This window comes from Acanthopleuribacter pedis (genome assembly GCF_017377855.1).
In the GTDB taxonomy this organism is placed as follows: domain Bacteria; phylum Acidobacteriota; class Holophagae; order Acanthopleuribacterales; family Acanthopleuribacteraceae; genus Acanthopleuribacter; species Acanthopleuribacter pedis.
In genome coordinates this window covers 1-26,569 of the sequence record NZ_JAFREP010000011.1, presented here as the reverse complement: position 1 = coordinate 26,569, position 26,569 = coordinate 1, and the positions used below count along the sequence as shown (strand labels likewise).

18 protein-coding genes are annotated in these 26,569 nt (G+C 52.2%); 10 read left to right on the top strand and 8 right to left on the bottom strand.

Annotated elements, in window-relative coordinates:
• Window positions 1-184 precede the first annotated feature (184 nt).
• Together J3U88_RS13045 and J3U88_RS13040 are read left to right on the top strand one after the other, a co-directional pair.
• On the top strand, window positions 185-1,663 hold the full coding sequence (locus tag J3U88_RS13045; RefSeq protein ID WP_207859210.1) for a hypothetical protein: 1,479 nt from the start codon (window positions 185-187) through the stop codon (window positions 1,661-1,663).
• Window positions 1,660-3,213: an NHL repeat-containing protein gene (locus tag J3U88_RS13040; RefSeq protein WP_207859209.1), complete on the top strand. Its 1,554-nt coding sequence runs from the start codon at window positions 1,660-1,662 to the stop codon at window positions 3,211-3,213. Before J3U88_RS13045 ends, J3U88_RS13040 begins: the two co-directional genes overlap by 4 nt.
• Window positions 3,214-3,513: 300 nt before the next feature.
• On the opposite strand, the gene J3U88_RS13035 is transcribed toward J3U88_RS13040, so the two are convergent.
• The 3 genes from J3U88_RS13035 to J3U88_RS13025 form a co-directional block, all read right to left on the bottom strand.
• Complete coding sequence (locus J3U88_RS13035; RefSeq protein WP_207859208.1) at window positions 3,514-4,221, bottom strand: LytTR family transcriptional regulator DNA-binding domain-containing protein; 708 nt, start codon at window positions 4,219-4,221, stop codon at window positions 3,514-3,516.
• A complete protein-coding gene (locus J3U88_RS13030; protein WP_207859207.1) occupies window positions 4,218-5,957 on the bottom strand; it encodes a histidine kinase in 1,740 nt (579 codons plus the stop codon). The genes J3U88_RS13035 and J3U88_RS13030 overlap by 4 nt, the downstream gene beginning before the upstream one ends.
• Window positions 5,958-6,107: 150 nt before the next feature.
• Window positions 6,108-7,454, bottom strand: coding sequence for an alpha/beta hydrolase-fold protein (locus J3U88_RS13025; RefSeq protein ID WP_207859206.1), 1,347 nt, complete (start codon window positions 7,452-7,454; stop codon window positions 6,108-6,110).
• Window positions 7,455-8,025: 571 nt separating this feature from the next.
• Here J3U88_RS13025 and J3U88_RS34995 point away from each other — a divergent pair.
• The gene (locus J3U88_RS34995) at window positions 8,026-10,095 is read left to right on the top strand and encodes an SBBP repeat-containing protein (protein ID WP_207859205.1); all 2,070 of its coding nucleotides are present in this window, start codon (window positions 8,026-8,028) and stop codon (window positions 10,093-10,095) included.
• Window positions 10,053-10,613, top strand: a complete 561-nt coding sequence (locus J3U88_RS13015; RefSeq protein ID WP_207859204.1) for a hypothetical protein — start codon at window positions 10,053-10,055, stop codon at window positions 10,611-10,613. The genes J3U88_RS34995 and J3U88_RS13015 overlap by 43 nt, the downstream gene beginning before the upstream one ends.
• Window positions 10,614-11,745: 1,132 nt before the next feature.
• On the opposite strand, the gene J3U88_RS13010 is transcribed toward J3U88_RS13015, so the two are convergent.
• The 3 genes from J3U88_RS13010 to J3U88_RS13000 all read right to left on the bottom strand — a co-directional run bounded on the left by J3U88_RS13010 (window position 11,746) and on the right by J3U88_RS13000 (window position 14,210).
• Entirely contained in the window at window positions 11,746-12,723 is a 978-nt protein-coding gene (locus J3U88_RS13010; RefSeq protein WP_207859203.1) for an alpha/beta hydrolase family protein, read from the bottom strand.
• A 227-nt stretch (window positions 12,724-12,950) separates the two neighbouring features.
• Window positions 12,951-13,358 carry a hypothetical protein gene (locus J3U88_RS13005; protein WP_207859202.1) on the bottom strand — a complete coding sequence of 136 codons (408 nt, stop codon included), beginning with the start codon at window positions 13,356-13,358 and terminating at the stop codon, window positions 12,951-12,953.
• A 372-nt stretch (window positions 13,359-13,730) separates the two neighbouring features.
• Window positions 13,731-14,210 (bottom strand): hypothetical protein, encoded by a 480-nt coding sequence (locus tag J3U88_RS13000; protein WP_207859201.1) that lies wholly within the window; start codon window positions 14,208-14,210, stop codon window positions 13,731-13,733.
• 465 nt (window positions 14,211-14,675) lie between these two features.
• On the opposite strand from J3U88_RS13000, the gene J3U88_RS12995 reads away from it, so the two are divergent.
• Together J3U88_RS12995 and J3U88_RS12990 are read left to right on the top strand one after the other, a co-directional pair.
• The gene (locus J3U88_RS12995; RefSeq protein ID WP_207859200.1) at window positions 14,676-15,212 is read left to right on the top strand and encodes a hypothetical protein; all 537 of its coding nucleotides are present in this window, start codon (window positions 14,676-14,678) and stop codon (window positions 15,210-15,212) included.
• 187 nt (window positions 15,213-15,399) lie between these two features.
• Window positions 15,400-15,825 carry a GIY-YIG nuclease family protein gene (locus J3U88_RS12990; protein WP_207859199.1) on the top strand — a complete coding sequence of 142 codons (426 nt, stop codon included), beginning with the start codon at window positions 15,400-15,402 and terminating at the stop codon, window positions 15,823-15,825.
• A gap of 41 nt (window positions 15,826-15,866) precedes the next feature.
• Here J3U88_RS12990 and J3U88_RS12985 read toward each other — a convergent pair whose 3' ends face one another.
• On the bottom strand, window positions 15,867-16,409 hold the full coding sequence (locus J3U88_RS12985; protein WP_207859198.1) for a restriction endonuclease: 543 nt from the start codon (window positions 16,407-16,409) through the stop codon (window positions 15,867-15,869).
• A 327-nt stretch (window positions 16,410-16,736) separates the two neighbouring features.
• Complete coding sequence (locus J3U88_RS12980; RefSeq protein ID WP_207859197.1) at window positions 16,737-20,489, bottom strand: hypothetical protein; 3,753 nt, start codon at window positions 20,487-20,489, stop codon at window positions 16,737-16,739.
• Between the two features lie 680 nt (window positions 20,490-21,169).
• On the opposite strand from J3U88_RS12980, the gene J3U88_RS12975 reads away from it, so the two are divergent.
• From J3U88_RS12975 to J3U88_RS12960, 4 genes are all read left to right on the top strand, one after another.
• Window positions 21,170-22,369, top strand: coding sequence for an ABC-three component system protein (locus J3U88_RS12975; RefSeq protein WP_207859196.1), 1,200 nt, complete (start codon window positions 21,170-21,172; stop codon window positions 22,367-22,369).
• Entirely contained in the window at window positions 22,366-22,851 is a 486-nt protein-coding gene (locus J3U88_RS12970) for a three component ABC system middle component (RefSeq protein ID WP_207859195.1), read from the top strand. The genes J3U88_RS12975 and J3U88_RS12970 overlap by 4 nt, the downstream gene beginning before the upstream one ends.
• On the top strand, window positions 22,848-24,788 hold the full coding sequence (locus tag J3U88_RS12965) for a DUF3732 domain-containing protein (RefSeq protein WP_207859194.1): 1,941 nt from the start codon (window positions 22,848-22,850) through the stop codon (window positions 24,786-24,788). The genes J3U88_RS12970 and J3U88_RS12965 overlap by 4 nt, the downstream gene beginning before the upstream one ends.
• Window positions 24,789-25,004: 216 nt before the next feature.
• Window positions 25,005-26,027, top strand: a complete 1,023-nt coding sequence (locus J3U88_RS12960; RefSeq protein ID WP_207859193.1) for a YaaC family protein — start codon at window positions 25,005-25,007, stop codon at window positions 26,025-26,027.
• The last annotated feature ends 542 nt before the right edge of the window (window positions 26,028-26,569 follow it).

Below are 26,569 nucleotides of genomic sequence, written 5' to 3'. Positions count from 1 at the left end.
GAAAAGCCCATGCACCGGCCGGGATCAATGAGACCAAAATGCCAACCACGTTTTTCGGATCTTCATTTCCCAACTTTTTTAGAATCACGCCCGAACAACCTTTCCCATAGAAAAGTACAGGTGCCTCAGGGTAAAATTCTCCCAACCCAACTTTTTTCATTGTCTTTTACCGGCGGAGCGCGCCATGACCGCTTTATTTCTTTTCTTTTTCTGTCTCGACCTGGACCCTCATTACGGCGAACTGGGTCGCTTCACCTTGGATTTCCCCGACGGCTATCTCACGGCGGAAGTGTTTGGCCCCGAAGGAGAAACCTACCTAGCCGGCATCCAATTTAGCGGCACGCCGAAACAACAGGTGGTTGTCGCCCGCGTCACCGCCGCCGGCACCCTGGACCAAAGCTGGGGCCAACAAGGCTTGTCAATCATTCCCCTACCCGGCGAACACCTCGATGTGGGAACCTTGGCGATCACGGACGACGGCGGTTTGTACGTGGTCGGGAGTTTTGTGGCGCGCCTGGATGAGACCGGCCAACGTGATTTCACCTTTGGCGAATCGGGTTTGGTGGATCTCGGCGGAGGCGCATTCATTCGTACCGAATACGCGGCGGTCTACGCGGGCAACCGTCTCGCCGTGGTGGGGAGACGCGCCTATCGGTCGGGTACTTTTTTATACGCCTTCCTCCCCAATGGTTCTATAGACACCGACTTCAGCAACGGCGGCGTCATTGAGCCACTCGATACCAGCCCCAACGCCCTACGTATCCCCACCGCCCAACACCGAGGCAATGACGGCACCACGACCATCGTCCTCGGTAGCTTCGCAAGGCCTGACTTCGACGAGCATTTCGGGACAACGCGGCTTTCCATCAGCCCGTCCGGCGCATTGTCTCGATCCACGCTCACCGCCCTGCCCCTACTCGGGTATTTAGGTTACGCCGTGGAGGTCAACGACATCACCTACCATCCCGACCGAGGGAAGCTGCTCTACGCGGGGATTACCACCTTGGCTGACGTCGGCTTAGGCTCAGGCCCCGACTTCTGGACCATGTATTTCTTTTCCGATGTACCCTACGCCGGTTGCGCGGACGCCTTCTCTTCGCGATCCACCGCGGTTCGTGTGGATCAAGCGGGCGGCCTGCTGTTTTTTTACGGCGGGTATGTGCAGCGTTACCGCTATAACCCCGACGATCAAACGTGCAGGGTACTCCTAGCGGATCACCTTTACGGGATTGCCGGGCGGCGTTTTTTCAGCGCGTTGCCAGGTTGGGTGAATGCCGTTTCTCAGCCGCGCGAGGGCGCTTTTTTGATGCGTTCCGGCAATTCGCTGTTTCGTTTTGTCGAACCCTTCCCCTGCGATCAGGACATCACTATCACCGGCCCGGCGGAACCGCTAACCTTTTGCTTGGACCAAAATTCCCTTCCCCGCATCAGCGTGACCACGGATCAACCCACCCACAAAATTATCGGCACTTTTTGGTTGAAGGACGGAGAACCGGTCCAGCGCCAGAGTCACCGGTTGTTTCTTCCGCTGCCCGCGGCGACCGGGGCCTCAGGCACCTACCGCTGTCAGGTTCTGGTCGAGGACTGCCGCGACGGTTTTTGGTCGGAACCCATTGAAGTAACCCTGACCGAAACCTGCGCATCGGGGGAGGACGCGCCATGATGATGAGCATTGCCCTCTGGTTCACCCTGATGCAACTGGACCCTACCTTTGGCAACGAGGGTGTGTTGGCACTGGAATTTGAAGGTTATGATTCACGGTTCGAGGCTGTTTCGGTTTTACCGGACGGGCGCATCCTCGCCATCGGTTCGCGTACCACCACGGAAGAAGCGGCGGTTTTTGTCACGCTGCGTTTGGCCGACGGCGGCGCGGATACCTCCTTCGCGGACAACGGTCTCTTGCTCTTGGAAGCCGAGGCAGGCGACGGCTTGGAACCCGTGGCGGTTTTTCAGCAGGATACCCGGTTTTTGGTGGTGGTAAACCGAGGTTTTTATGCGCTGAATCACCAGGGAGTTCTGGATGCCCAGTTCGGCGAAGGCGGCTTTTTGCCCCTGGCCGTACCTTGGCCGGTATCGCTGAACAAGGCCGTGGAAACCGCGGACGGAAACATTTTGGTCGCGGGCGGCGTGACCCGGTACGGCGCCGATGAAGATGCATTTTTTGCCAGACTCACCAGCCAGGGTGTTTTGGATCCCAGTTTTGGGGGCAGCGGCTACCGGGTTTTTTCCCTTCACGGCAACGAACGGGTCTCGCATCTTGCGCTTCCTGAAAGCGGCGGCATCCTGTTTGCCGTGGACCAATGGCAGCCGTCCCGTTGGACCTTCATCGGCCGGATCGGCGCCGACGGTGAACCGGACGAAACCCACGGCTTCGCCGGTTGGTTGGACCGCCCCTTGAGCGGAACCAACATCTTTCGCGACCACCGCCCAGGCGGTTTCGGTATGGATCCGCGGACGGGTCGCTACCTGGTCGGCCTGAATGGCCTGAACGGCCTGAGCAGCCGGTATCTAGCGGTTTTTTCAGCGGACGGAACACGCGATGAAAGCCTGGATAACCGGATCGGCACCGGCCATGTTCCGATTAGCCACATCCAGGTTCAGCGCAATGGTGGGATCTGGGTGGTGCGCAGCACCCTCATGCGCTTGTACCAATCGGACGGAACCTTGGATCCCCGCTTCGGTAGCAACGGCACCTATTACGCGCCGGTGCAACCCAGGGCCGTCCACCTTACCGAGGACCGGCGTATTCTCTTACCCGGCTACGCCGACGCCGACGGCAGGAAAGCGCGGCTGGCCAGACTCACCGCACTGCCCTGTAACCCCCTGGGAACGGTGCTCCTCTCCCCGCAAGACAGCTTCTGCTTAACCGTCGACACCCGGCTAACCGTGACGGCGGCGGGCGCTGAATCGTATCAGTGGTTCCACAACGGCATGGTGATCGCGGGCGCCGACAGTGCCGAATTGTCTTTGGTCGCCGAGGATCCCCATGTCGCGGGCACCTACCGCTGCGTGGTTCGGGGCGACTGTTTCGACGACGGGGTCGTGCTGGAAACCGTGGTAACCACCTGTTCCATCTCGGCCGTATTGTTAGCGGCGCTTCCCGCGTGGCAAGGCGATCAGCCGGACGCGAATTTGTGCGAAAACGGGAACCCGAGCATCGTGGATTTTGTTGCTTTTATCAACCGTGGTAATGCGTGCCCAACCGCTGAATAGCGCGGTGGGGAAACAGGTTCTCAGCCAAGGGGCGCTTGGGTTTTCGGTCCAAGAACGCTCATTCGGATCTTAGCCCTTGCTTCCGTCGCTCGACATCCGCCTGAACCCATTCGAGCACGCGGTCTTTCCACGCCTTGATGTCATCGAACGTGAGCGGAATGGTGTGGTCGAGAAGCAAGGTCATGCTTCTGGTATCTTGGAAGCGGTACAGCCGTTTCGCGTACATCACCGTCAGGCATGAAGCGGCAAGGCAAAGGGGGCGGCAAGCCACAAGCCTGTCGGCAAGCGGGGAACCCAAGGTCAGGGGCCGTCCTCGTTAGCGGGGCGTTGCTGGAGCGCTCGGTAGCTAACCCGATTGACGGGAATGGTGGAACCGGAAACCAACACGGCCTGGTAGCGACCACCACCGCGGTTGACCAGCCGCGTGATCGCACCACGGGCCACCAGGTAGGAGCGATGAACCCGCAGAAAATCATCGGGTAACAAGGCTTGCACGCGCTGGATATTGTACTCGTGGAGCAGGCTTCCGCCGGATCGGCGCACGATTTCCGCATGGTTTTTGGCCGCCTTGATGTAATCGATATCCGTCACGGCGACCATGTCGACGCGCCCGCGACTTTTTACGGCAAGGTAGGCCACCGCGCGATTCGGGCTTTGTGCAGCGCGCAGGAAACGCGTGACGGCGAGCGCAAAACGCTGCTCGGTAATCGGTTTGCGAATAAAATCAAACACGCCTAAATCAAAGGCACGCGCCGCCTCGCCGTCATGGGCGGTGATCACCACGGTGCGGTAGCTCGCGGCGGGGTCGATCAAACCAAATCCCTCGCGACCGTGTAGGTTGAGGTCGAGAAACACCAGATCATAAGGCCGCTCGGCCAAAGATTGGGCCGCTTGGTCGTAGGTTAACGCCACATCCAGCCGCGCGATGGGTTCGGGGAAGGTCTGCTTGACCAAATACGCGATGCGCTCCGCGACCAAAACCACATCTTCCACGATTAAAATTCTCACGCGGGTACCTCCACCACGGCCTCCCAACCACCGGGTACGGGGCCGGCATGGAAACGCCAACGGCCCGGGTAGGCTTCCTCCAAACAGGCCCGCACATAAGCCAGCCCGGTGCCCGACCCGGCGGCGGGTACCCCGTCGCCGCCGGTCACCCGGCTATCGTTAAACAGGCGGTAGCGCACGACCCCGTCCGCGCGTTCCCCGGTGAGCCGAAACACGCCCTCGGTGCGCCCGGCATAACCGTGGGTCAGGCCGTTCTCAACCAAGGTGTGCAGCACGGCGGGCGGAAGGGTGGCGGACCCGTCCACGTTTTCGACACACCAACGAAAGTCGGCGCGCTGCTGCATGTTCATAATTTTTAGGTGGGTGCGGCAAATCGCGCATTCCTCGTCGAGCGTCACCATTCGGCGGCGGCTCATTTCCCGCAGCAGGTGCAGCTCCTCGGCGAGGGCGTCCAGCAGCGACACGGCCTGGGTTCGGTCGGTCATCAGCAAATGCTGCAAAGCCGTCAGCGTGTTCATCAGGAAGTGGGGATGCAGGTGTTTGCCCAACAGTTCTAACTCCAGCCGCGAGGTCCGCAGTTGCGCCTGATCCAGGTCGCGGTTCTGTTGGATGATGCCGGCCGCGGAGACGATCACCATCACAAACGCCATCAGCGCGAAACCGACGTAGTCCAAGTAATAAAACAAGGAGGTGACGACAAAATTGTGCCGCGCCACGCCGTCTAACAGATTGGCTTCGTCACCGTAAACCAAGGCGGCGAACACCAGCAGCGCGGCGCTCAACAAGCGACCGTTCTTGAGGCCCCGGTACCCGGCGCCGAGCGCGAAAAGCAAGGGCGGCCAACTCATGAAGAAGTAATAGAGGGGATGGTCACCGATTACCAAAAACGCGGTCGCCGCACCCGCAACGAGACACCCCCAAAGGGGACGCGCCGGGGTGCGGAACAGGTCCCGAAACGTCCAGGCGACCGCCAGGTTCAATAGCAGAAAGGCCGCGTCGTCCAATCGGCCACCCATGACGCCGAGATGGCGGAAGGCGACACCGGCCGGAAACCGATACAGCCACACGTCCTCGGCCATGGCCCAGAAACACACGGCAAACAGGCCGGCGAGGAGCAGGAACGAAAGCCGTCCTTTGAAGGCAACGAGAAAGGCGAGATTGAGACAGACAGCGAGGAGAAACACCCCGCACAACACCAGCGGCCCATACACCCAGGGTCCGGTTTTTGCCTCCGCCAAGCCGTTGGGTCCGAGCGAGATATCAAAAAAGTGGCAGCCTTGAGGAAACTGAACATTGGAAAAACGGATGACGAGCGTGTTGCGATCCCGGCCGGCGTCGCCGGTACGAATCCAATGCCTGGGTACTTGGCGGCTGACGATGTAACGCCCGGCTCGCTCACCTTCCCCGTTTTCGGCGACGGTCCCGTTTTGGAGCACCACCCGATCATTGAACAACACCTCGAAGGCGGCCACATCACTTTTGATAAATAGCTGAATATCTTGGGCGTCGCGCAACGCTTTCGGCACGGCGACCTCGGTCTCCAGCCACCAGAGGTCGGAACGGCCGGCAATCTGTCGCGCGGCGGCACCCGTATCCAACCCCCCCGCCACCGGTTCCATGGCGACGCCGCGGTACAAGGTAAACCAAGGTTGTCGGCTTAGCTCAAGCGGTTGCCCCTCGTAAACGGCGGGCACGGCCAAGCCGGAGGTGAAAAGCATCAAACAAAAAAAAGACATGGAACCTCACCAAAAGGTTGGGATTCACCGCGTTTGCGGCGCGCGCGACCCCTATTATAAGGAAACCTTGAGAGGGCGCGGCGCCGAGGATCCGGCGACCGGCACGAAACGAGGCCCGTACCGGGCGGCACCGGTGCGAAACACGCCGGCTCAGCGCGGTTTCGCCGCGGGCTGTTGCGCCAACTGTTTTAACCGGGCGCGATAACGGTCCAGGTCCCGGTCCTGTTGCGACTCGGCCAAGGACAAGGCGCGCCGAAAGGCGGCGTGCGCGTCCGCCGTCCGCCCCGCCCGTTGCAGCGCTTCGCCCAAGCTGTCCCAGGTGTTGGGGGATTGCGGGTAAAATCGCGTGTTGCACTCGAATAAAAACACGGCCTCGGCGAAGCGGTCACGCGTCAGGTAGGCGTACCCGAATTGGTTGAGGAAGGCTTGGCGCGGCAAGGGCGCATCGTCCGGGTAGGGTGTCGCGATGCCGTGTCGGTCCCAGTGGGCGACAAACCCGGCATCACCCGGATCGACCCGATCTGGATGGTAATGCCGCATCAGCGCGGTGATTTTGGCGGCGGTTTGCGGGTCGTTCTGCGCAAAGTAATGGTAACTCCAGTGTTGGCTCAGATCGCGATAGGCCGGCACCACGGGGTACCCAAAAGCGCGCGAGAGATTTTTGTAGTAGCCGACCACGGCGTCGTCGGCGAGCAGTTGTCGCATCTGTTCCAGGCTGGGCCGGGCTTGGACGAATTGGGCCTTCAGCGCGCTGTAAACACCCACGAACGGGGTGGTGCCGTGTCCGTCGTGGGGAAAGGTTTGGAAGCTTGCGCGCAGACCGGCGGGGGCATGGCGCGCAAAAACATCTTCTAAACGTTCGAACTGGGCGCGGATGGGCGCGAATTCCATGCCCCCGATATTGAGGTAGATGCGGCTGTTCCAGTCCTCGGCGCCCGCGAAGGCCGCGGCCAAGGAATCGACCAGTTTGGGATGATGGTGCAGCGACGGGCTAAAAACCAAACGCGATTGGAACAGGTCGGGTTGGGTGATGAGTTGGTGCAAAACGAACACGCCGGCCGCCGAATGGCCCAGAATCAGCCGATGGGGCTTGGTACGAAAACGGGCCTCCACCCAGGGAATCACTTCCTCGGCGAGAAAGGCCCCGAAGGCGGTTGCACCGGGATTGGCGGCCCCCGTTTTGCGATCCCAGGGATCGTAATCGCGGCGGCGGTTGCCGGTATGGGGAATGGAAACCAGGATCAGCGGTGGCATTTGGCCGCGTTCGATCAAATAGTTCGTGATGGTCAGGGTATCCCGCGTACGCTTTTGCCCGTCCAAAATGTACAGCACCGGGTGACCTTGTTGGGTGTCGTGGTAGCCATCGGGCAGGTGCACGGTCACGGGCCGGTCTTCGCCGAGCAAGGTCGCTTGAAACAGGTGGGCGACCTGCTCGGCCGCGGCCGGCGGGGACGGTGCGCCCGCCCAACAAAAAATGCTAAAGAAAAAAACAATCATGATGCCTCCCAAGGTGTTGCGCCGGCGCCGAACGGCCCTAACAAGGTGGAACCGCGAACAGGCCGACGGCGCATGCGGCAAAGCTAACCGAGGTCGGGCACGAAACCTCGGGTTTTAGGACGAACGCCACCTGGCCGGGACGAGGGTCATCTACCCTCGCCCGCATTTCTCACGAGGATTCGTCGCGAGAAGCTGAAAGCCTTGTGAGTACGAAGATTACGACCAAGCGCAAACGGAGCGGGGCCGACCTTCGGCGTAGCAGCGCTACGTCGCGTATTGCTCGATCAAGTAACCGAAGTAATCGCATGGATTGCCCCGCAGCAGAACGCCTTGTGAGATATGCGGGCTAGTCCCATTCCGTTGTGTACTTTGCCGAAATCCGCGCCTCGGTTTCATTCGAAACCCCTAACCCGCGATTCAATAAGCCGGAGCGCCTGTGCGAGGCGGCACGGCTTGCACCCTCGGGGATTTTTTGTCTTTGTTTCGGCGCCCGAGTTTCTTTTTTGCGCGTACCACCTGTGAAGGGTCAAAGCAAAGGACCCGTCGTTCGACAGGGCGCCCGACACAAGGGGTGATCACCAAACTCAACAACGACGGCTCGGCGCTGATGTTCTCCACCTTTCTGGGCGGGTCCGGCCCGGATACCGGCTCGGATGTGGTCGTCGACGCCTCCGGTGCGGTCTACGTTGTGGGCACCACCGCCTCCGACAACTTTCCCACCACCAGCGGCGTCCACGGGACTGCCCACGGCGGCGGCACCGATGTGTTTGTCACCAAATTCGACGCTGATGGTGATTTGGCCTATGCCACCTTTATCGGTGGCGACGCGGACGAGACCGGGTTGGCGATCGCCGTCGATGCAACCGGCAACGTCGCCCTCGCGGGCCTGAGCCGGGGCGACGGTTTTCCCGTCACCAGCGGTGCCTTCAACCAAACCTTTGGCGGCGGCGAGGACGGCTTTGTCGCCAAACTGAACCCAAGCGGCAGCCAATTGATCTTTGCCGGCTATCTGGGCGGGGTATTGGACGATCACATCGAGGACCTTGCCCTCGACGCCGACGGCAACCTGTATGTGGTGGGGCGAACGCGATCACCGAACTTTCCCACCACACCCGGCGCCTTCCGCGAAATCTACAACGACAACGGCGACGCCTTCCTCGTTAAGATTGACAGCACCGGCAGCAACGTGGCCTACGCCACCCTGCTCGGCGGCGAAAGTGCCGACCTGGCTAAAGCGGTTGCCGTCGACGCGGCGGGGAACGCCGTGGTGACCGGCGACACGAGCTCCTCGAACTATCCCGTCACGAGCAATGCCTTTTCGCAAACGCGGAGCGGCTTCACCGATGTTTTTGTAACCGGCGTGAACCCAACGGGCACCGCTCTGAATTTTTCCACCTTCTTAGGTGGTCGTGGTTTTGATTTGGCCGAGGCTCTGACACTGGACGCTTCCTGCCACATATTTATCACCGGGAGCACCGAATCCTTCAATTTCCCAGTCAGCGCGAATGCCTTTTTCTCTGAAAGGCAGGGCTCAACCGATTTGTTTTTGGCCCGTCTCAGCCCGAGCGCCGACCAACTGTCCTACAGCACGTTTTTCGGCACCATCCGCGAGCACACCATCGGGGTGGGCATCGCGGTTGACGACACCGGCACCATGACGGTCGCGGGCCATTCCAGCGGCGACGCCATCCCCGTGACGGACAACGCCTTCGACCAAACCGCCAACGGCGGCCTGGATATTGTTTTGGCCCAGTTCGACCCCGGCGGCACCCAACTGCGGTATTGCACCTACCTGGGCGGCGAGCGCGATGACCTGCCGGCCGCGCTGGCGCTGACCCCCGCGAGAGACGCGGTCCTGGTCGGCACCACCAACTCATCGCTGTTTCCCACCATCGGTGGCGCGGCCGACACCACCCTGGGCGGCACCAGTGACGCCTTTGTAAGCATGGTCTGCCTCAACCAGCCCCCGGCACCGGCACGCATCGAGGGTCCCGACACCGTCTGTGTCGACGAGGGTGTCGTGATGTTTCAGGCCGCGGCCGTCGACGATGCCAAAAGCTACACCTGGACCGTACCGGAGGACGCCACCATCACCGGCGGTCAGGGAACCGCGTCGATTACGGTCTCCTTCGGTGCGACGGGCGGTACCCTGGCGGTGTTTGCCGTCAGTCATTGTGGTCCCGGCGAGGTCCAAACCAAAACCATTACCGTGACCAACCGGCCACCGCCGCAACCGGGTGTGCTGACCGGCGGGACGGTGATTTGCCCCAACGACACCGGCATCACCTACACCATCCCCGAGGTACCCGGCGCGACCGGTTACCTGTGGAAAGTGCCCGACGGGGCCGCAATTGTCGCCGGGGACGGCGAAAACACCATCACCGTTGATTTCGGCGCCCAGGCCGGCACCGTCCGTGTCGCCCCGGTCAACGGTTGTGGCATCGGCCAATCCAGCGCGCTTTCGGTTTCCTTGTTGGATGACGCGATTGTATCGGTCGGAACGGCGACCCAGCCGGTTTGCAGCGGCGATCAAACAACCTTAACCGCGTCAACGGCGGCCAATCCGAGCATGAGCCCCAATGGACCAAGGACGGGGTCGTGCTGGACGGCGCCGTCAACGGCAGCTTGCAGCTCACGGTGACCGAGGCCGAGACGGGTGTCTACCGTTGCGAGGTCACCGGCCCCCGCGGCACCTTTGTGTCGACGCCGACAGAAATCACGCTGGACACGTTAACCGGCATGCGGGTTACGCCGCGCGTACAAACCTTGGGCGATACCGTGCCGACCTTCACCGTGGCCGGCACCTGCTCGCTGCAAAATCCTCAATACGAATGGACCGCCTTCCCGGCAACCACCTTGAATGAAAGCGGCAACCAGGTTTCGGTTGATCCGCCGCCGCAAGAAACAACGCGGCTGGACGTGACCGTCACCGAGGGTGCCGACCAGGTGACGGTAAGCGCCTGGCTGCTGGTGGCGGCCCATCCCGGGTTCGACGACTTCAACGGCGACGGCTGCCAAAACGTGCAGGATCTGCGCGATCTGGCCCCGTTCTGGCGGCAAGCCTTTGAAGGCGACCTCTCGGGTGACGGCCGCATCGACGTGCTCGATCTTCTCTACCTTCAGGTGGTTGATCCCGTTCCCTGCCCACCCCAACCCTAACCAACGCGCCCGACGGCCGTATGCAACCAAAGCACGACCGCCGAGCGCCCACTTATTTTCACAAGGGTGTCAGGGTTTTTTTGCGCGGCGGCGTATCCCCAAATGACAGGCGTTCCGCCTTTCAATGATTGCAAGCACCATTCACAGCGAGGGTTCCATCCCTCGCTTTTTTTTTGCCCCGGCTTCGGTGCACCACTTGCACTCACCTGTCACCACGAGCCCCCCACAAACCACAAGCCTATCAAATCCAACCCCTTTCGCTTGCCTGTCACCACAAAACTGTGACGAAAGAGGATCTGACGAAGGCGCACCCCGTTGATTCGTCGGTAAAAAGCCATCATTTTCGATTCTTGAAACATTCCCTGAACCGTTACCGATCTCCTTTTCGCAAGTAACAGATGAAGCAGGCCTTCAACCTAAGAAGCGCGGGGCTGTTTCGCGATCCGTTCCAACTCAAGGAAAACCAATATGGCACACGTCACTTTTCTCATTGCCTTGTTCGCTTGCGCGACGTTACCGGTTTTGGGTTTTCAGGAGACTGAAGCGCCGGCCAATGACAAAGCCCAGGTCGTATTCGTCACAAAGTCGGGGAAAAAATACCATGCCGACGGATGCCGTTACCTCAAAAGCAGCCGAATCCTACACAAGAAGCAAGAGGCTGTAAATTTGGGTTTTACGCCTTGTTCTGTCTGTTTTAAATCGGAAAAGGCAACACAAAAAGACCCATCGCCCACGCTTTCACGAGGGCAATGCACCGCGAGTACCAAAAAGGGATCACGGTGTAAGCGAACCGCGTCACTCGGTTCGAGCCGGTGTTGGCAGCATTAAACCAAGTTCAAACGCGAAATACCGGGGCACCTTCGCCGGCTTAGATTTGTGCAACCCAAGCGTGAACCGGAATTTCAGAAGGCGAACCGAGCAGAAAGAATAGCGGGAACAGGGTCCATCCAATCAGGCCGATGTGCGGTTCGATCCTTACCAGGTTGGCATGCCACCACGCATCCATGGCCCAAGTGGGGCCAAGGCACCGGGGAGCCCTACGCCCCACGGTAAGACTGATGGAGCACCAAAGCAAGGCGTTGGGACCAAGGCGTGAGGACAGCCATCACCACTATTGGCGAAAGCGGGCCTTCTATTCGGGTGACGGGGGGGGTTCCATGTGATCGCGCAGCATTTGGAACAGCCGATCAATCATTTCCCCGTGCTCCGGTTGGATGTGTTCGCCGGGCAAGTCGATGCGTTTCCTTGGTTCGCGCGCGCTGTCGAACACCAAATCGGCACAGCTTTTGGGAATGCGTTCATCGTCCGCGGCGGTGACCAAAACGAAGGGTCTGGGGCTGATTTCGGCGACCCAGCGCTCCGGGGAAATGGTGAGCAAGAGCCGCTCAATGATCCGGGCCGCCAGGTAGCGCGGCGGCGCGCTGGGAATTTTTCGTTCGAGGAGATGGTAGAACAGGGCGAAGGGATCACCCCCACCTTGAACCGCCCACACCCTGGTGAAACGGGCATCCAAGGCACCGGCCACGCACACCAGTGGGGCGCCCATGCTAACGCCCACCAACTCGATGCGCGCGGGGTCGACCTCGGGCAGGGTGATCAGGTAATCGAGGGCCAGCATCAGCGCGGGCGGGGTATCGTAGATGGCGCCGCGAATTTGCGGCAAAGCGGCGACGGCGCGAAACCCTTTTAATGTTCGTGCGCCCGGCAACGGGTAATCGATGGCGGCCAGAACCATGCCGTTGCCGTCCGCGGCCAGGTGAACCGCATTTTTTCCAGTACGGTAGCCACCGACGAGCAACACCAGTGGCAGGCCTTGTTGCGGGCGATGTTCGGGGCGACGCACGGCGAGGTCAACCACCAGCCCACTGTCCGAGGCGAGGCGAACGTGGCTCACGGGCGCCCTGCCTTCTTCAACGATGGATTTGACGGCGGGGGCCGCCGCGACGGTCCCTTTTCGTTCCATAAAGTAGTCGCGCGGTTCCCCGAAAAGGGGCAGACCGCGCGGGGTCAGCCAAGCCCACAAACCCAGAAACCCGAGAACGGTGAGGCAAAGCGGTGCAAGCAGGAACCACTTCCAAAAACGGCGTGATTTCAAAAGGGGGACAGCCAAGGAATGCTCCTGAAATTGAGGGCAAAGCCGGACGGGTGATGGAATAGGATTGGCGCCCGGCTTAAAAAGAGGGTGAAAGGGTATTCAAGGCGGAACAGGGTTCCTCATCTTAACATTTGGGGCGACCGCCGGCATCCGCGTCCAGGGTTGAACGAACCCGCATTTCTCCCAAGGAATACTGCTACGGGGCAACCCATGCGAAGACGAGAACCCTTTTCACCTTTCTGTCACCCGGTTTCTTTACACCTTTTTGTCACCCTGGTTGCGTAGCTCCTGTACGCCTTCAGCGTACCTCTTAATACCGATACGGACCCAGGGTGCACACCCGTCTGCTTCGCGCCGGGTGCGCGCCCTGGGCTGAAATCCGGCACGGCGTTGCCGTGCCACCGGTTCGCACGCCGGCGTCCCACCCGGTTTGGACCGATCTGCGCCGCGGTGCATTCGCCACCGTCCCACCCGGTTTGCGATGATTTTTGCAGCACGATGGATTCGCCGCCGTCCCAACCAGTTTGCGCCGATTTTTGAAGCGCGATGGACTCGCCGCCGTCCCAACCGGTTTGCGCCGATTTGTGCAGCGCGATGGATTCGCCGCCGTCCCAACCAGTTTGCACCGATTTTTGGAAAACGCCTTGCACCGTTCACGCCCCGCCGATCCCCAAGCCGGCAGGGGACGCCGGCCCGCCACCCGGTGGCAGGGTGGAGCCCTGCCGGATTTCAGCCCAGCGTTGGCCAAAGGCGCGCAGCATGCCTTTGGCCAACGCTGGGTTCGAGCACCACCATGCCATGCGCTCTGAAGGAGCACTTGAACAGTCTTCTATGTATCTTGAATTATTAAATTTGGCTTCGTCGGCATTCGATCTTGCGACAGATAGGCGACAACGGGCCGCCTTACAAAACCTTTACTCTAGCAAGGGCGTTTTTTACATTGGTCCATCTGGCTAGTTTGATCCCGAGGACAACTCAAAAATGGGGGACAGATTTCCAACATACGTCATCGATCCTCTTCGTCAGACCTGACCAAATGATCGCTTGCGGGTGTTTCGTGATCGACGAGGTTTCATGGCATTCAGGAACTCAGTGTATGGTGAGTTGCCCAGTTTCGAAAAGTCATCAATGATGAAGTGAAAGAACTTCCGAAGGGTATCGCGCACAAACTTTTTGCTTGGCTTCTTCCCGATCATTTTTTCCTGGAACCACCTAACGAACGGCCAGATCTCCATAGCTCCCTCCACGATAATGCTTCCACAATTGAGGATCAAGTAGTCGTTGCCATACGTTTCGAGAATCCATCTGGTTTCTTGGACTTCCGCATCACTGAATTTTTCTCGAACCTTCAGCTGGAGAATGTAGTGATCCAGAATTGCGGCGTTGTAGGCCAAAATACCCTGGCGCTTTTTTCCATTGGTCTCGATTGTGGGTGGAAGTGGAGGGGTACTCATCAGGAAGAAAAGGAAAAATCGGTGAAAGGCTACCGGAATTGCCACCACTGAACAAGAACCGCCTGCATCTCAACAATGGGGGCCAGAGTTGGGTCGTATCTCTGGGCAAGAATGCTTCAGCAAGAAAAGGCTGCTCTTGAAAAACTCGATGTCCGAAACGAAACAATAAATGGATAACTATCAGAGGCGAGGGTTTCGAATGAAAAAGATGAATCGAAAGCAGTCATTCTGATAGGATTAAGGAAATATCAAGACCTTAACCGCACTTCTCTATTCGTTGCCAAAGTAAAACACCCTGATCTTAAACAGGGTACATGTAACCGAAGCCAAAGCGAAATGAAGAACCAACGGACCAACTCTTGCCGAGAAGTTGGTATGTGATCAGCAAGCTCTATAAGAAAGCTTGGTGAAACTGACAACAATCTTCTAATGAGACGAGCCAACTAACGAATAGGAATATGAAATAATTTGGAGGGTTTGTGAACAAGGTGCAGAAACTCATGATCTGTAATATTGACTCAAAAGTCTGAAATGCAGCAACACCCTGAATTTGAAAATAAGGATTTGAAAATAGATCCCACAGTCATAAGTACTTTAGCTCTTGCCGTTTCATTGCTTACAGCATTGTTTGCCGGGGTTAATGCGAGAGCCATTGAAAAGCTTAAGTTTAGGTTGAGTGATTCAGCTCAAAAATTAGAACAACTGAGTTTGTTAAGAAAAAAAATACTTGATTCCAGAAGAATTGTAAACCAGGGCGTGATTGATATGGAGAAAGGGGATATTGAAGCACCTATTGTGTATACACAGCTTCTCGAGCTTGCTGGCAATTTAAAAAATGCTATTGTCGATAATTTACCAAATTTTGATGATAGTATTCAGCAAAGTTTTAAAGAAATATTTCATGAAATGGAGATCCATCGAGCAAACTTTTTATCTGATCAATCCGACTCTTTTGCCTCGAACTACGTGAATTCAAATGTGGATTTTTTTGATGTAGCAATAGATGGAATTGAAAAACAGATGTTATTACTGAAGAAAAAATTACAGTGAATGCCGTGTTAGACACCAACTTATTTCCAAAAGTTAGAAAGTGCCAACGAGCGCTGACGGGCGATTTTAAAAAAAGCACCAAGAGATTGAATTTCAGATACATGTCGCTTATGTTGAACATAATCCAACCAAGATCAGGTTTTTGATAAAACCGGGCAGGATGCGAAGTGAAAGGAGTTGTAATATTTTGAAAGACTACAAACGAAGAGAGCATAATATTTATGCCCTTTACAATTACGATGAAAAAGATCTTTGGGTGTACATCGGACGGAGCATAGATTTAAAAAGAAGGTTAAGGCAACATCTTGCATCGGCGCGGAGAGGTGGGGAAGAGTTGACTACCCCATGGCTCAAAAAGGTACTACCTCTAGGAAGGGAGCCGCAGATAATTAAAATAGATACTGTTTGGGGTAATGGTTTTGATGGATGGTGTTATGAATTCATTTGGCAAGTAGTGGCAATTCGCGATGGAGCTAAATTAGCCGTTGAAAACCAGGTCATTAGTACAAAAGAACACCTTCCAAAATTGACAAGGTACCCATGGATGCAAAATGCTGTTGATGAAAGAAGTCTTTTTGCGGTCCAAGGCTTTGAAAGTTTTCTCAAGAAGTAACTGTCATTTAATGATGTGACTATTGTTTTCGGAAATTCAATTTAAAGATTCAGAGCTTTCTTAAGGGCACCCTGAGTGTCTTTTGCGTTGAACATTGAAATAAAATTAGAGTGAAATGTTCGTGCAAAAATATGCGGCATTCCTAACTTATCTAGGAGAGCATAGCTCGCTTCAAAATTTTGTGAACGTGCGGATAGTGCCAATCGCCCATCACAAACCGTAACAAGTGCAATTCCATGTGCATCAGCGTATGTCTTTGCGCCTTCCTGAAAGCGAGAAGTAGTAAAAACAATACCTTTTTGAGCACCAACTGATTGCATTTTTGCATGCAAAGTTTGAACAACTTCTCGTTTAATAGGATGTCTGTGGTGTTTACACTCAACCAACATCAAAAATTCAAAATCGCCTATTGAGAATCGACAAGAAACATCGATTTCATAAACTCCATCATGACCAGGTATTTTGTCTAAGTGTTTTGCCTCAAATTTTTCAATTGAAAACTCGTTTTCGAGAACCTGCTTCACCCATAGCTCAAAATCCTTGGGGGCCATGCTCAAATCGAAGCTGGGATGGATTTCATTCATATACTGTCCTACCTCTCTTAATCTCCGCTCGGGTCTTGCATGACTGTCGGGGCACATTCCCAACTCTACCGTGATTGTCCAAATCGGTCTAGACTAGTGATGCTTGTTTCAAAAATCCCTAAGTCGAATTTTGGGGTCGAAGGCAACGCCCTCTCAAGCAGGCGGAATTGATTGAAGGTCGCCGGCAACTTTCCCTCAGAAGTAGGGGTGGGGAGCCCAGACAACCGGCCACCAGCAAGGACTCCGCATTATTTGACAGGTTTTCTCAAGAACTTAAATACTAGGAAGGGCTCTTCGAAACTCCTCTTTATTTTCTAATGACGATGCCTACCAAAGCCTTTCTTCTTCATCTTTGGCCCTTTTGATTTCATCGTTGAGGGAAGAGAGAAAATCAGAATAGAAGCGTCTGACATTCGGGTTCTGTTGGTCTTTTAGAAGTTCAGCAAAATGGTTCTTTTTGTTTTGATAGTAGTCACTAGCACTCCCCACCCATGATCCGCTGGAAACATTTGCGTGCAGATTGCGCTGAACATCATCTCTCTCACCATACCGAATCAGAGTTTCTCGTACCCAATTAAATTGAGAACCATCCGTGGGGAGTATAGGGGGCACAAAGGTTGCTAATCGCCAAGCCCGATTATCTACGTCTTCTTCAACCCATTTCCAAATGTTCTCTGCTGGCACGTACAGCAGAGCCCCGTCTTCTTTTTGGCTCCAATTATGAGAACCCTTTAACCAGTGGGCAAGTACAAAGAAGCGTCGATCTCTTTGCAGAGACAAGCATTCTTCGATGTGTTTCCACGTTTCCTCAGGGCGAGCCTTCAGGATTTTGGTCAGGATGGAAAGGGCGGGAGAAGTCGTCCGTGCAAAAAGGCCTTCGCCCAAATGTTGAAATATGAACGGTAAGATGTCCTCAATTGATTCCGGGGATATCTCCAGCAGTTTGGTGGCGAGGCCGAACCATTTGTGTGAGCTTTCGGAACCCTGGCTATCGCATTCTTCACTGGAAAACAATGCCGGATTCAATACTGTGTGCATAAGAAGCTGTTGGGTATTAGCTCCTTTTGAATCCGTCCCGCGAAGCCGGAAAAACATGAAGTAGAGGGCAATATCAGCATCAAATTTCTGATTCGAGTTGAGGAGGAATATTTGCCAGCTCCCAAAGGCATTCAATGACAATTTGCGAAGGTACCCACCATAAATAAAAATCTGGAAATAGTGGGTACTGAGGTGGTCTCGAATTACTCGCAGTACTCTGTCTGCTGAAGGGTCGTTAGATACTTCTGACCTCGCTGTGACTTCGGGAACCCATTTTCGTAAATGTTTCTCGTCTGCAATTCCCACCATGATCTCTTCCCATTTATTTTGATCTCGCTCTGCCACCGCCTTTAAATATCCCCCCAGAAAAACTGCGCTCTCGTTTGGGGGTTTCGTCAGGTGTGCTTCGAGAATGGCCGAAAAATGCTGCAAGTCAGTATCTTTTTTCCCAACCTCATAACCGAAGGAATGCCCTTTAATGGCTTCGGCAGTAACAAGCCACTCTAGTTCGGGGTTCAACAGTTCAGGGGTGAGGGCTGCCTTCTCCGCGAGTTCCTGAATTTTCGGGTGCACTTGATGGTAATCTCCCTGGTCATCAAAATTGTCAGAGAGATAATTGGTACCCACGTAGCGTTTCAGCAGTGAGGAATAGTCTGAGCCTTCAAGAGCCTCCCGGATGGCCTGTAATCGTGGAACAGCCTCATCGGGTAGACGTTCTTTGTCATAGCTCAGCATGTCCGAAATAACGGGAATCATTGGAAGGCGGTTTGGTGGATCGGCAGCCAGTTTTTCGAGGGAATCCAGAATCATGGAGCTCAAATCCGGGTATTGACAAAGTGAGCCGCAGTGTCGAAGCAGTATTTCCAGGATTTCTCGATGTGGTGCATCTTTGGATGATGACAAGGCCTCAATCAGATATTCCCAGGCTTGTCGGTAGGCATCGAAGAGCTCACCATAGGTCTTGGGCTTCCACAAGATCAGGCGAGGTTTTAACAATGGAGATCGATGAACGATGACCTTTTGAGAATGGTACATTAGCGCTTGATTGAACCCTTGGAGAGCTAATGCCCTTCTCACGCTATTTCCGGATTCAAATGCCTCTTTGAGCACCAGAAACCGCGCCGGTGGTGCAGCCTCGGTAGAGCCAAGTTCCCCGTATAAATCAAGAGCGAACAAATCGACAAAAGTACCGCTGGCATTGTTTGAGTAGGGCTCATTTTCTGCTTCGGCAAGGCGTAATAAGAGGCGGGACGCTTCCGGGAAGGTATCTCGCCTACGCGCCAATGACTCCAGCGTTTCTACGATTTCCCTTCTTCCGAAATGAAATTCCTTGAGCGTTTGGTAATCCCAGGTGCCGATGGTTTTCTGTAAACAACGAGTCGCCTCCAAGGGGCACGTCTCAGCGAGGTGAAAAAAAAACCGGGCAAAGGCCTTGTCGTTGTAGATGGATGGCATCTTGACGAAGGGGCCCTGATCACCCAACAAGGTTTTAATGCGTGCTGTTGCCACAGGGGATCCGGCTGCATACTCGAACATTTCCAAAAACCATTCTTTGAGTTGATCCGGAAGAGTAGGGAGAATATCCGGCTCTGAAATATCGTAAGTTTCCCAGTAATCGATCCAGAGTTTGACATGAAGGAGTTTTGGGGTGATATAGAGGGTCGTGGTACCCTGGAGAATTTTGCGGTTCCGGAGATCCTTGACCACTTCCCGAAATCGGGCTGGCGAAATAGATCGATCAGCCTTTTCGATCAAGCGAGCTATACTTTTGGCCTCATTGTCATAGGGGAATTCAAAACCGAACCGCTTAAACAGAGCCAAATGTCGCAATATAAATGCGCGTTCTCGAACCATTTGGCTATCCATAGAATCGTTACCAGCAATATATCGATCCCAAATCCGCACATTGGCAGGTTCTTTCAAGAGGTCATCAGGGTTTGACAGCAAGTTTTGCCCGATTACATGAGCAACCCGAGGGGAGCCATTACATTCCCGAACCCATTGCATAGCCACATCTTCCGGGATTTTATGGCCAATCAGAATAATTTTGATTTTTTCTTCCGGAAGTCCAGGGATGTCAAAATAGCGAATTCCTGTCGCATCCTCATACTGATTGTAAATGCAAATAACGAAAATTCTGTCAGAGAAACGTTTGAATTTGTTCCAGATGTATGAACGATCATCGGCATTACATTCATCCAGAACAAGAATCGCTCGAACCTCCTGTCTTCTCAGGAGCTGGGGCATAAGACGGCTGCTGCGAAATTGACTGGCTTGACAGTAAATCACATAAGGGCGGATGTCGTCCCGCTTGGTTGCTTCTAAGATAATTCTGGTCTTGCCAATACCAGCCTCACCCCAGATCTGGAGTAATTCGGATACATTTTCCTTGGTGAGTTCGGCTTGGAGGCCGGTAATTATTTTTTGTTGGTCTTCCCCTGCCTGAAATGCCGGGAGCATGTCATCGTTATTGGACCATTCTTCATGAGCTTGAAATGGCCCAAGCTCGTTGCGGTTGAGTCTCAGCGCAAGCGCGGGAAAGTGCTGAAAGAAGCCGATGAGGGTGTTTTGCCGCCAGACCTCGATTTTTGCTTCTTGGTATACGGGGGGGAGGTATTCGCGTATCTTTTGGTCGAGGAAATCATCTGTGGTTTGCGGGTCATCCCAGCCGAAGAGAATGATGATAAAGGTCCCGTTTTTCTCGAAGCAAGTCTGCACTCGTGGTTTGAGTTCGGTTTTGTTTTTTTTGAAAAAAATATCCTGTATGTAGCTCTTTTGGCTGAGGTTGAAGTTGCCGGTTTTGATCTGGTAGCGGGTGATTCCCTTTTTGATCACGCCTTGGCCGGATTGGATTTCTGCGTGTTCCACTTCCGCGTCGATTCCCCCATCGGCAACAGTGATCGAGCTGGGGACATTGATCCAGTTTTTGGCAATTCCTACAGCCGAGGCTTCTGCCCAGAGTAATTCCCGGACAAAATCAACAGCCTGGTCAGATGATAATTCGTCCAGGTCTCTATTGGTGATGGTGAGGATGTTATCCATGGCTGGCTCTTTGAAGTGGTTTTTTGTAGCATACCTAAAGTAATTGGTATGTTTCAACGTAAGCGTTTAACCCGGAAGCGGAAACGTTTCCTTATTCGGCAAAAGGGCAAGGGCATCGGAAGATTCATTAGCGCTACTAAGTAAACCGTTCAAAAAATGAGCCATGCAGGCGTGGCTTTCCCAGCTGTTTACCTTGTCGCTTCAAAAAGGGGCAAGAAAGTAGCGGCCGCATTAGCTCCCTCTGAATGACCTTTTCAAGGTGGTGACAAAACTGAAGGCACCCAGCCGCGTGCTCAAGGTTCCTCAAGGCGATGACCCGATAGGAAGCTCTCGGCCGCGTCGCCAAGGTTCCTCAAGAAAAAGATCCCCCAGGCCGTCATGATCGGTTCCCCAAGTTTCCTCAAAAAGTTGGACTCGCTACCAGCCATGATTCGCAGGGGTAACAGCAAGTATTTGCCTCAAGAAGCTGATGATCACACAGAAGTATCCACAGAAAACGGTATAGAAAATAGAATCCTAGGATAAAAAAATGATAGATGTGGTAAACCTTGAAGGCTGCCGATTAGCTGGGTCATAGTTTGGTCTTTTGCAAGCCATTGAAGATAGCAGATATCTCTACCCAAAGGTAAAGTATATGATAAACTAGAAAATTCGATGAAAAGACCCAAAAAGAGGTAAACTTGGACAACTTACACTCTGGACTTGATTCTTCTCTAGGTTTCTATTTTCAAGGGGTTTACGCCTTGCTAGTGATGCTTGAGCAAGATTCCGATGCTGCAAGCATCATCATTGAAGGACAAGACGATTTGCAGCTAGTCGGCCCGAACCCCACGCTGTTCCAGTTGAAACATTCTTTAAAGTCAGAGCCACCGCCAATCAGCATCAAGAGTGTTCAGGTATGGAAAACTTTAAAATGCTGGATTGACTCTTCAATGAATGACCATAAGTTAGTTTTAGTGACATGTTCTCCAATTTTGAATGGAGATCTTCTGGAGATCTTAGCGAACATATCAAAAAGGGATAATTTACATACGGTTGTTAAAGCATTAGTTAAGGAAGCAGAGCGAGTAACAAAGGAGAGAGAAAAATCAAAGAAAGCAAAGTTACAGCTACCCTACAAAGAGAAAGCCTCTGGAGTAGAAGCATTTTTAAAGCTAACGGATACGCAGAAAGAAGCTTTAGTCAGGCGAATTTATATAACTCCAAACTCAATAAACATCAAAGATACCAAAGCAAGGGTATCCACTTTTTTTCGAAGAGTTCTTGCGCCAAATATAAGAGATATATTTATAGACAACTTATTGCAATGGTGGGACTACAGGGTTTGCAGAAGTTTAATTGGTGAACTTCCGAAAGAGATTACATATATTGAGTTATTCTCTAAGCACAAGGAATTGATCTCAAAAATAGATTCGCCTTTGATGCATGATTCGTTTGGAACCAAATCGCCAGACAATCCGATGGAAATAATTGGTGAATTTATGAAAAGTCAAATTGATCTAGTAAATGGAGGGCCTGGTCGAAAAAGAAGGGCGGCAATCGTCTGGTGGAAAGCAAGGCACCAACGAGAAGAGTGGCTTTCTCAAGATTTAAGCTTGCAAACAAGATTTATGGAATTTGATGAGTTACTTGAAGAACGATGGAAAGAACGATTTGATCCAATGGCATATGATTTTAAAGATAGCAATTTTACAGATTGTCAAAAGCCTGGACGCGACCTTTTAGATTGGTCTCACTTGGATGCAAGGAATGAGATGCAACTAATTGAGAACGGCTCTGTTGGTGATTATGTTGTCCCAGGTTTTTATCAACAACTAGCCGAGGAGCTTCGTATTGGGTGGCATAGAGACTGGGAAAATGTTCTAAAGGAGGAAGAATGAAGGCAGCACTTGACATTAAGGCAATGGCTAACCCAGCATTCGGATCACTAATTGTTAGAGAAATAGTTAAAGGTCATATGGAGCAAGATGGAAAGCCACTTTCTATTGCGGTGACCTTTGTGTCTGTTCCTTTAGTTTTTTCGCCAAAATATCTTGGAGACGTTTTTTCTAATTCAAACAAGTCGACAGGATTTGTCAATTGGATAGGTCGCCATCCTGAAATTATCCCTGGTTTCCCTGTAAGAGTAAAAGCATTAAAGACATATGTAATCAGTTCGCTGAATTTTGGTTTGCGACATCAAATATTTTCATTGAACAATGCGAGTTTAGCTTCTTTCAAAAAGGGGTTAAAAAAAGAACCTCGATGGCCTGCGAGTGATGACCGAGGCGAGTTATTACGGAGTGCAAATAAACTAGGGTTCTGGATCAATAACGTGTCTAGCCTATCTACGATTTATGCATCTTTAGGGGTAAAGCCATGAACCGCTGGAATATAAGGTACATTCATCTTTTTAGCAGAGATGGCAGGCGTTTAGATTTAGAACTTAAAACAGGCGAAGTGAATGTTGTTTGCGGCGCATCTAATACTGGTAAATCCGCTTTAATTGAAATAATAGATTATACAATTGGCTCAAGCCGATGTAAAATCCCTGATTACATCAGGCGTGCCACCTCTTGGGTTGCGACAACCTGGGTTAAGAATGACCAAGAAGTTTTGCTTGCCAGAAAGATACCGCCGCGCACTCGAAAGACCTCCGAAGATTGCCTTTTTAGAACAGGTGATTTGTCCGAGCTTACTACTGATGGCAAAGAGTTAACCCCTAACGCGAATTGTGAAGGGTTGCTGAATCAGTTTGCCCAGGTGCTGGGCCTCGGGACCATGGTTACGGAGCAATCGTGGGGCAAAGAGGCAAAAGCTATTGGGCCAAGGTCTTTCGCTCCCTTCCTATTTCAAAGCAGTGGTGTAATCACAAACCCAAGTATTCTTCTTCGTGGTCTTGAAGGAAGCAAACGGCAATATATTATTGATTGTTTTCCATATCATGTAGGAGCTGTTGATGAAAAATCAGTAGAACTTCTTGAAAAACTCCGACGAAGACGGCGCCAAAAAAAGAGTTTAATGAGAGAGGTTTTAAATAACGAATTGTTAGTATCAAATAGGACAAGCAGAGCTGAGACACTTGTGACGGAATCTGTTGAACTAGGCCTAATTGACCCAAGCTACATGGAAGTTGATACTGACACAAAAATAATTGCCCTCTCCAAGCTTCAGGAGTGGACCTCTTCGCCAGAAAAAGTTGAAGAAGACTCGCAGCTTGCTGCTTTTTATTTAAAAGAAGAGGAGACAGTTAAGAAGATTGCACAGTTACGTAGCCGCCTGAGAGCGGCTAATGAAATGATTAATGCCTCGGATAATTTTGGTGGATCGGTAAGAAAACAAAAGAAGCGACTTGAATCAATTGAGCTGTTCAGAGACTTTGAGTCAATTCATGAGTGTCCTTTTTGTGGCAGTAGTGATGAACAAGATGTAGATTGCGAGATGAATCAATTGCGCGAGGCTCTGGATAAACTTCAAAATGAGCTGAAAACAGTTGGGAAGGGACGTCCGCGATTAGATTCCTACATTAGAGAGCTTCAAAGCGAGATAGAGCAAGAAACCCAGATCCTCAAAGGTATAAGAGCGAACATAGAGGCCATTGTAAGAGAGAGAGAAAATCTAATGAAAGAACTGGCTCTCGATGCAAGAAGAAATAGAGTAATAGGCCGGGTGTCTTTGTTCCTCGAATCCTCTAAGGGTTCATCTAGGGGAATCAACTTACAAGGGGAGCTTGATTCCATTAGGAGGGAAATATCAGACCTGGAAAACCTTGTTGGCAGAGATGTTTTAGATGATGCACTTCAGGAGGCTAGAGCTAGAATAAATCACTTTGCGACAGAGTTGCTTGCTGAGCTGCCTATGGCTGGGCATTACCGAGACAACACGGCTTCAATTAATTATCGAAATCTCGAAGTAAGCTTAATTGCCCCCTCTCGAGCAATTCCAATGGAAGACTTGGGTTCTGATGAGAACTGGCTATCTCTTCACCTTGCCTTCGCCCTTTCTTTTCATCGACTTTTCGAGGAGAGGGAGCGCCCAATTCCAGGTGTTCTTGTGTTAGATCAGGTTAGTAGGCCGTATTATGCCGAAGAAAGCGCAAAGGAGGAATCCGATTTAACCAGCGCAGACAAAAAAGCAGTTCGACAATACATTCATTTTTTATTTTCAGAGGTGTCGAGAAGAGAAGGGCTACAAATCCTCTTGCTTGAGCATGCTCGTCTTTTGGATGACGATGTTTATCGCAATTCTATTGTCCGAGAATGGGAAGTGGACGATGGGCTCATTCCCTCAGATTGGCCTCTTGATGAGTCTAAAAAGTAAGCTAAGCCATATGATGTAGCGGAGTTAGGGTTACCAAGGAGAAGGGTTATGGCGAAGTTGCTTGCGTTGATTTAATGATGTCAGTTGTGATAAAATTCTCCAATTCCTACTAATGATGCTGGTTTCACCGCGTCGACAAGGTCAATCCAGTACCATTCCGATATTGCATAGTTTTCTTTAGCATTAATATTCTTTTTATGGAGGAGCGTTGGATATATGTGGAAAAGCATTATCTATAAAGAAAAGGAACTAACGGTTCATCGCGCAGTTAGTGCGCCAGTATTTAACGATAAAACAGTTCTTGTTAATAGCACCTGGGATTACGTTGATCTATGGCTGAGAAGGAGGCGGAATAAGGAAGCGATTTTTTTTTGGAATCAGGCGAGAAGCTTTTTCGAAGCAACAAAAACTCTCAACAAATCTGCTGCCCCGCTAACAGCCTATTACTGTTTTTTGAATGCAACAAAGGCATATCTTTTGTCTCTTGGAGTTCAATTTTCTGACCAACACGGTGTTTCTGGAGAAAGAGCGTCACAAAAAACATCTTTGGAAAAAGAGGTTGTTAAATTCAAAACCTCTGGAGTATTACCTGCTCTTTCTCGTCAGCTTGATGATGCAGTAGTAAATACCGAATACACGTTGAAAAATATTTTCTTCAATCTACCAATGATTCACCGTGCATATGATCTATCATACAAAACAGAAAAAGAAATGTTTATCCCATTGAGCCACCCTAGAATCATGACAGATGATAAAAAACCCTCTGAAGCTTGTTTTTTTGCAAACATTAATGCTCGATATAAAAGTTTGCTTAAATATCTTCCGAAAGGTTATGAGATCTCTTTCAACAATGGAGAAAGTCACACAATCAGGAAAAAGAAGAGGTTTAAATGGGACTCTCTGCATGAAGAAGAAAGCATTTCTAGATTTCATAATTACCACAAAGGGTTAAGGAAAAGCATATATTGCATTTCTGGAGAAAGGGATTATTGGTATATAAAGATAAAAAACAAAAAAACTATTGAGCGAAAATCCCTAGCTCTCATATTTGCTGCAATGCATCGCCTATCCGAGTTAGCGCGATATGAACCTAATAATCTAAGTAAACATTTTGATACTCAACATAATTGGTTGATAAGCGAGTTTATCGAAACTGCTCCTCAGCAATTCCTAGCTGAAATTTCTTCAGAGATTACAGGGCAAGTGTTTTTATCGCCTGGAAGAAAAAATATATTTTAAAGCACCTTGAATCACACTCTACTCGTCTTCTCTGTTTTTCGAAGTTTAACACTTAAGGTGAATCGCCGTTCGGCCGAGAGCCTTCCGCAAAATACAGAAGGCGGTTGCAAATGTTTCTGTTATTTGTCGACCAGGTTACCAAATTCTTGTAAGCCTACCAACGAGCAGGCAAAAACGCGCCCTCGCTTCGGTTAAGCTAGAACCACGAGCCAACGCTAGATCAGGTTGAAGGTCTCGTGCTCATTGGCAAATGCATAGGGAAGCTGAAAGCCGCGGCCGTTGCGGATTCGCATAATCGTTTCCGACAGATACTCCTTCGGGTCGACACCGCATAGAGTGCAGGATACGCAGATCGAATACAAGATCGCCGTCACCCTCGCCCCCTCTACCGAACGATTGAACATGAAGTTTTTTCGTAAGCCTACCAACGAGCAGGCAAAAACGCGCCCTCGCTTCGGTTAAGCTAGAACCACGAGCCAACGCTAGATTAGGTTGAAGGTCTCGTGCTCATTGGCAAATGCATAGGGAAGCTGAAAGCCGCG

Bases quoted from the DNA above. Each gene is read 5' to 3' on its own strand.
- J3U88_RS13030 (WP_207859207.1), bottom strand. From the start codon at position 5,957: ATGTCTTTTTTTTGTTTGATGCTTTTCACCTCCGGCTTGGCCGTGCCC.
- J3U88_RS12960 (WP_207859193.1), top strand. From the start codon at position 25,005: ATGTGGAAAAGCATTATCTATAAAGAAAAGGAACTAACGGTTCATCGC.
- J3U88_RS12985 (WP_207859198.1), bottom strand. From the start codon at position 16,409: ATGAATGAAATCCATCCCAGCTTCGATTTGAGCATGGCCCCCAAGGAT.
- J3U88_RS12980 (WP_207859197.1), bottom strand. From the start codon at position 20,489: ATGGATAACATCCTCACCATCACCAATAGAGACCTGGACGAATTATCA.
- J3U88_RS12965 (WP_207859194.1), top strand. From the start codon at position 22,848: ATGAACCGCTGGAATATAAGGTACATTCATCTTTTTAGCAGAGATGGC.
- J3U88_RS13025 (WP_207859206.1), bottom strand. From the start codon at position 7,454: ATGATTGTTTTTTTCTTTAGCATTTTTTGTTGGGCGGGCGCACCGTCC.
- J3U88_RS13045 (WP_207859210.1), top strand. From the start codon at position 185: ATGACCGCTTTATTTCTTTTCTTTTTCTGTCTCGACCTGGACCCTCAT.
- J3U88_RS12970 (WP_207859195.1), top strand. From the start codon at position 22,366: ATGAAGGCAGCACTTGACATTAAGGCAATGGCTAACCCAGCATTCGGA.
- J3U88_RS13040 (WP_207859209.1), top strand. From the start codon at position 1,660: ATGATGATGAGCATTGCCCTCTGGTTCACCCTGATGCAACTGGACCCT.